The organism is Candidatus Streptomyces philanthi (assembly GCF_059553635.1).
In genome coordinates this window covers 1-5,117 of the sequence record NZ_JCANQV010000364.1, presented here as the reverse complement: position 1 = coordinate 5,117, position 5,117 = coordinate 1, and the positions used below count along the sequence as shown (strand labels likewise).

Genomic DNA, 5,117 nt, shown 5'->3' with positions numbered 1-5,117 from the left:
CGGTGCGGTCGCGGAAGTCCAGGACCTCGGGGAAGTTGTGCCCGGTGTCCACGTGCAGCAGCGCGAACGGCACCGGCGCCGGCGCGAACGCCTTCAGCGCCAGGTGGAGCATGACGATGGAGTCCTTGCCGCCGGAGAACAGCAGCACCGGCCGCTCGAACTCCCCGGCCACCTCCCGGAAGATGTGCACCGCCTCCGACTCCAACACGTCCAGATGCGACAGGGCGAACGGGCTGCCGACGCCGTCGCGGGTGGTGGAGATGGTGCTCATGCCAGACCCCTTTCGGTGAGCAGCCCGTGCAGTGCCGCCACGGACTCCGGCACGCTCCGGGTGTGCGCGTCGAGCCGCAGGTCGGGCGACTCGGGCTGCTCGTAGGGGTCGTCCACGCCGGTCAGGCCGGATATCTTCCCGGCCGCCTGCTGTGTGTAGAGCCCCTTCACATCGCGTGCGGAGCACACCTCGACGGGTGTCGCCACGTGTACCTCCAGATAAGTGGTGCCCCGGTCCCGGTGGTGTGCGCGTACCGCCTCGCGGGAGTCCGCGTAGGGGGCGATCACCGGTACCAGGACGGTGACGCCGTGCCGGGCCAGCAGTTCGGCGACGAAGCCGATCCGCCGGACGTTGGTGTCACGGTCCTCGCGGCCGAAGCCCAGCCCGGCGGAGAGGAACGTGCGGATCTCGTCACCGTCCAGGACCTCGACCCGGCGGCCCGCCTCGCGCAGCCGCTCGGCGAGTGCCCGGGCCAGGGTGGTCTTGCCGGCGCTCGGCAGACCGGTCAGCCATACCGTGGCGCCCGTCATCCGTATCTCCTCGGTCATCCGTGCAGTCCGCACTCGGTCTTGTCGCGGCCCGCCCAGCGGCCGGCCCGTGCGCTCTCGCCGGCCAGCAGCCGGCGGGTGCACGGGGCGCAGCCGACGGAGCCGTAGCCGTCCTGGAGCAGGGGGTTGGTGAGCACACCGTGCTCGGTGATGTAGGTGTCGACGTCGTCCTGGGTCCAGCGGGCGATCGGGGAGACCTTGATCTTCCGGCGGCGGGCGTCCCAGCCGACGACGGGAGTTTCCGCGCGGGTCGGGGACTCGTCGCGGCGCAGCCCGGTCGCCCAGGCGTCGTACCGGGCCAGGCCCTCCTCCAGCGGCGCGACCTTCCGCAGCGCGCAGCACAGGTCCGGGTCGCGGTCGTACAACCTCGGCCCATGGGCGGCGTCCTGTTCGGCGACGGTCTGCCGGGGGGTGAGGGTGAGGACGTTGACGTCCATGACGGCGGCCACCGCGTCGCGGGTCCCGAGGGTCTCCGGGAAGTGGTAGCCGGTGTCGAGGAACACCACGTCGACGCCGGGCGCCACGCGGGAGGCGAGATGGGCGACGACCGCGTCCTCCATGGAGGAGGTGACGCAGAAGCGCGGGCCGAAGGTTTCCGCGGCCCAGCGCAGTATCTCCGGCGCTTCCGCGTCCTCCAGCTCGCGGCCCGCCGCTTCGGCGAGCCGCGGCAGGTCCGCCGTGGTCATACGGCACCTCCGCCGGACGGGGACGCGCCCCGGGACAGCAGGCCGAGGAACTTCAGCCGGAAGGCGCGGCTGCACGCCCGGCACTCCCAGGAGGCCCCGGAGCCGTGCGGCGTGGGCTCCTCCGAGGGGCGCAGGTCCTCGTCGCCGCAGTACGGGCAGTGGAAGGGGACGGCGCGCTCGCTCATGTCAGTGCTCCCTCGTCCGCGCGGGCCACCCACTGGGCGAACCGCTCGCCGTCGGCGCGCTCCCGCTGGAATGCGGTGAGCAACCGCTCGATGTAGTCGGGCAGTTCGTCCGCGGTGACCTTCAGGCCGCGGACCTTGCGGCCGAACCCGGCCTCCAGGCCCAGGGCACCGCCGAGGTGCACCTGGTAGCCCTCGACCTGGTTGCCGTCCGCGTCGAGCACCAGCTGCCCCTTGAGGCCGATGTCGGCGACCTGGATGCGGGCGCAGGCGTTGGGGCAGCCGTTGAGGTTGATGGTGAGCGGCTCGTCGAACTCCGGGAGCCTGCGCTCCAGTTCGTCGATGAGCGCGGAGCCGCGGCCCTTGGTCTCGACGATCGCCAGCTTGCAGAACTCGATGCCGGTGCAGGCCATCGTGCCGCGCCGGAACGGGGACGGGGTGACCCGCAGGTCGAGGGCCTCCAGCCCGGAGACGAGGGAGGCGATCCGTGACTCCTCGACATCGAGGACGATCATCTTCTGCTCGGTGGTGGTACGCACCCGGCCGGAGCCGTGGGCGGCGGCCAGATCGGCGATCTTGGTGAGGGTGGTGCCGTCCACCCGGCCGACGCGGGGGGCGAAGCCGACGTAGAAGCGGCCGTCCTTCTGCCGGTGCACACCGACGTGGTCGCGCCAGCGCTGTGCGGGCTGTCGCGGGGCGGGGCCGTCGGCCAGCTTGCGGCCCAGGTACTCGTCCTCCAGGACCTGCCGGAACTTCTCCGGGCCCCAGTCGGCGACCAGGAACTTCAGCCGGGCGCGGGTGCGCAGCCGGCGGTAGCCGTAGTCGCGGAAGATCGCGATGACGCCCTCGTGGACATCGGCGGCCTCCTCGGCGGAGACCCAGGCGCCGAGCCGCACGCCGAGCCGGGGGTTGGTGGACAGTCCGCCGCCGACCCAGACGTCGAAGCCCGGCCCGTGCTCGGGGTGCACCACGCCGACCAGGGAGATGTCGTTGATCTCGTGGGCGACGTCCAGCAGCGGGGAGCCGGAGACCGCGGTCTTGAACTTGCGCGGGAGGTTGGAGTACGCGGGGTTGCCGACGACCCGGCGGTTGATCTCCTCGATGACCGGGGTGCCGTCGACGATCTCGTCCTCGGCGATCCCGGCGACCGGCGAGCCGAGGACGACGCGCGGGGTGTCGCCGCACGCCTCGGTGGTGGACAGGCCCACGGCCTCCAGGCGCCGCCAGATCTCCGGTACGTCCTCGATGCGGATCCAGTGGAACTGGACGTTCTGCCGGTCGGTGATGTCGGCGGTGCCGCGGGCGAACTCCTGGGAGATCTCGCCGATCACCCGCAGCTGGTCGGTGGTGAGCCGGCCGCCGTCGATGCGGACGCGGAGCATGAAGTACTCGTCGTCCAGCTCCTCCGGCGCCAGGACGGCGGTCTTGCCGCCGTCGATGCCGGGCCTGCGCTGGGTGTACAGGCCCCACCAGCGCATCCGGCCGCGCAGGTCGTTGGGGTCGATGGAGTGGAATCCGGCCTTGGCGTAGACCGTCTCAATGCGTGTCCGCACATTGAGACCGTCGTCGTCCTTCTTGAACTGCTCGTTGCCGTTCAGTGGCGTGAAGTGGCCCGCGGCCCATTGGCCCTCGCCGCGGTGGCGTCCGGCCTTGCGGCGGGTCGTGGCGGCTGCGGAACGGTCCGGGGTTGCGGCCATGGGCAGATGTCCTTCGGGCGGCTCAGAACGCGGGCGGGGCAGGGGGCACCCGCGGTGACCTGCGCACGGGCACCGCGAAAGGGCGCGCGGTTCGGGCGTCGGGCGCGAGTGCCGAGGTCAGGGGTGGGGAAGCGTCCGCGACGGTGGGGACGCGGTACGGAACCGGCGGGGCCGGTCGGAGAACGGGCGGTGCGTGCCGGGGCGGGGCCCCGGGGGACGATGCGGCGTCAGCCCGCCGGACAGACGGCGCTGGATATGCGACCGAGGTCGACGTGCCGCCGACTCACCAAGGCGATTCCAGTGCGAGACATGACGGAAGCGTGGCACGGCGTTCTCCGGCCAGTCCACCGTCGTCTGGATGATGGACATCACTGTCTCGCATCACGAGACAGTGTGTCATCGGTCACATAGTGCTCGTGGTGGGTGCGGCAGGGGTCACGGAGCGGGCTTCGCGCTCGTCGGGTCCCCGGCGGCCGGGGTGTGCGCGGTCGGGCCCGCGCCGGGCCACGGCCCCGGTGTCAGCGCCTCCGGCTCCTCGCTCACCACCGTGTCGAACACCCGGAACCCGCGCCGTTCGTAGTTGCGCAACGCGTACGGCCCGTCCTTGCTGCAGGTGTGCACCCACACCCGGCGTGTCGCCTGTCGCCCCGGGTACCGTGCGGCCAGGTCCCAGGCCCGCGCCGTCCCGTACGACAGCAGACGGCCGCCGATGCGGCGCCCCCGGGACGCCGGCAGCAGCCCGAAGTAGGCGATCTCCACCGTGCCGTCGTCCCCGCCGTCCAGTTCGATGAAGCCGGCCGGGGTGCCGCGCTCGTACGCCACCCAGGTCTCCACGCCGGGGCGCGCCAGATACTCCGCCCAGCGGGCGTACGACCAGTCCAGCCGGTCGGTCCACAGGATGTCCCCGCCGACGGCCGTGTAGAGGAAGCGGCTGAACTCGGGCAGCGGCCGCTCGCTGCGCACGATGCGGACATCCTGTTCAGCTGGTGGACACGGGGCGGGTATCAGGTCGGTGGGCGCGGTCTGTTCGAGGTGCCAGGTGGTGACCGTGATGTTCATACCGGCCAGCCAATCACGGCGGCGCGGCCCGTCCGCGGGCGTACGCGCTCCGGAACGCCCGCGGCGGGGCCGGGGCGTCTCGCTGGGAGCGGCGCGGGGGATCCGGTTCCACGCGCCGCCCCACCGGCGGCCGGACCAACGGATCCATCGCCCTCCTCGCGCGGCGCCGCGATCCGCAGGCGATCCGCGCCCGGCCCGCACCCGGCACGCTAGGCGCGCCGCGGGCCCGTCGCGACAGGAGAGGACCGGCCGGGTGGCGGCCCGGGTCCGGTCGGGTGGGACGGCCGCCTCAGCTCTGCCGGGCCGCCACGACCGCCGGGGCCGACGAGTGCGGCAGCAGCCCGCTCGCCGGCACCGGCAGGCACAGCTCCACCTCCACACCGTCCGCGAAGCGGTACGGCCGGTGCGCCAGCACCCCCGCGAGATGGCGGCGCAGCCGGGACAGCTCGGCGCGCACCGTCACCGTGCGGCCGGCGTCGCCGAACACGTCCCGGGCCAGTTCCGCGGCGCTGCGGCCCTCCGGGTGCGAGGCGAGCAGGAACAGCAACTCGGCGCGGCGCGGACTGAGTTCGTGCGTCCAGCTGCCGGCCGGGCCGCTGACCGTGACGGACGCCCCGTCGCGCTCGGCGACGTCCAGCACGACCCGGCTCGGCCCCGGCTGCCGCTCCGGCCGC

Annotated in this window: 8 protein-coding genes; all 8 read right to left on the bottom strand. The window is 73.1% G+C overall.

Annotated elements, in window-relative coordinates:
- Positions 1–271, bottom strand: a 271-nt coding sequence (locus AC51EU_RS26900) for a phosphoadenosine phosphosulfate reductase domain-containing protein (RefSeq protein WP_496269682.1), incomplete at its 3' end; no start/stop codon positions are given.
- On the bottom strand, positions 268–801 hold the full coding sequence (gene cysC / locus AC51EU_RS26895) for an adenylyl-sulfate kinase (RefSeq protein ID WP_496269681.1): 534 nt from the start codon (positions 799–801) through the stop codon (positions 268–270). The genes AC51EU_RS26900 and cysC, both read right to left, overlap by 4 nt.
- A gap of 14 nt (positions 802–815) precedes the next feature.
- Positions 816–1,505, bottom strand: coding sequence for a phosphoadenylyl-sulfate reductase (locus AC51EU_RS26890; RefSeq protein WP_496269680.1), 690 nt, complete (start codon positions 1,503–1,505; stop codon positions 816–818).
- Positions 1,502–1,690, bottom strand: coding sequence for a hypothetical protein (locus AC51EU_RS26885; protein ID WP_496269679.1), 189 nt, complete (start codon positions 1,688–1,690; stop codon positions 1,502–1,504). Before AC51EU_RS26885 ends, AC51EU_RS26890 begins: the two co-directional genes overlap by 4 nt.
- Positions 1,687–3,384, bottom strand: coding sequence for a nitrite/sulfite reductase (locus AC51EU_RS26880; protein ID WP_496269678.1), 1,698 nt, complete (start codon positions 3,382–3,384; stop codon positions 1,687–1,689). The genes AC51EU_RS26885 and AC51EU_RS26880 overlap by 4 nt, the downstream gene beginning before the upstream one ends.
- Before the next feature lie 227 nt (positions 3,385–3,611).
- Complete coding sequence (locus AC51EU_RS26875; protein WP_496269683.1) at positions 3,612–3,695, bottom strand: putative leader peptide; 84 nt, start codon at positions 3,693–3,695, stop codon at positions 3,612–3,614.
- 124 nt (positions 3,696–3,819) lie between these two features.
- Positions 3,820–4,443: a GNAT family N-acetyltransferase gene (locus tag AC51EU_RS26870; RefSeq protein ID WP_496269677.1), complete on the bottom strand. Its 624-nt coding sequence runs from the start codon at positions 4,441–4,443 to the stop codon at positions 3,820–3,822.
- 289 nt (positions 4,444–4,732) lie between these two features.
- A partial coding sequence (locus AC51EU_RS26865; RefSeq protein WP_496269676.1) for a helix-turn-helix domain-containing protein occupies positions 4,733–5,117 on the bottom strand: 385 nt, incomplete at its 5' end.

What these genes read in the sequence shown, in the direction of transcription:
- cysC (WP_496269681.1), bottom strand. Translation starts at nt 801, where the DNA reads ATGACGGGCGCCACGGTATGGCTGACCGGTCTGCCGAGCGCCGGCAAG.
- AC51EU_RS26890 (WP_496269680.1), bottom strand. Translation starts at nt 1,505, where the DNA reads ATGACCACGGCGGACCTGCCGCGGCTCGCCGAAGCGGCGGGCCGCGAG.
- AC51EU_RS26885 (WP_496269679.1), bottom strand. Translation starts at nt 1,690, where the DNA reads ATGAGCGAGCGCGCCGTCCCCTTCCACTGCCCGTACTGCGGCGACGAG.
- AC51EU_RS26880 (WP_496269678.1), bottom strand. Translation starts at nt 3,384, where the DNA reads ATGGCCGCAACCCCGGACCGTTCCGCAGCCGCCACGACCCGCCGCAAG.
- AC51EU_RS26875 (WP_496269683.1), bottom strand. Translation starts at nt 3,695, where the DNA reads ATGTCTCGCACTGGAATCGCCTTGGTGAGTCGGCGGCACGTCGACCTC.
- AC51EU_RS26870 (WP_496269677.1), bottom strand. Translation starts at nt 4,443, where the DNA reads ATGAACATCACGGTCACCACCTGGCACCTCGAACAGACCGCGCCCACC.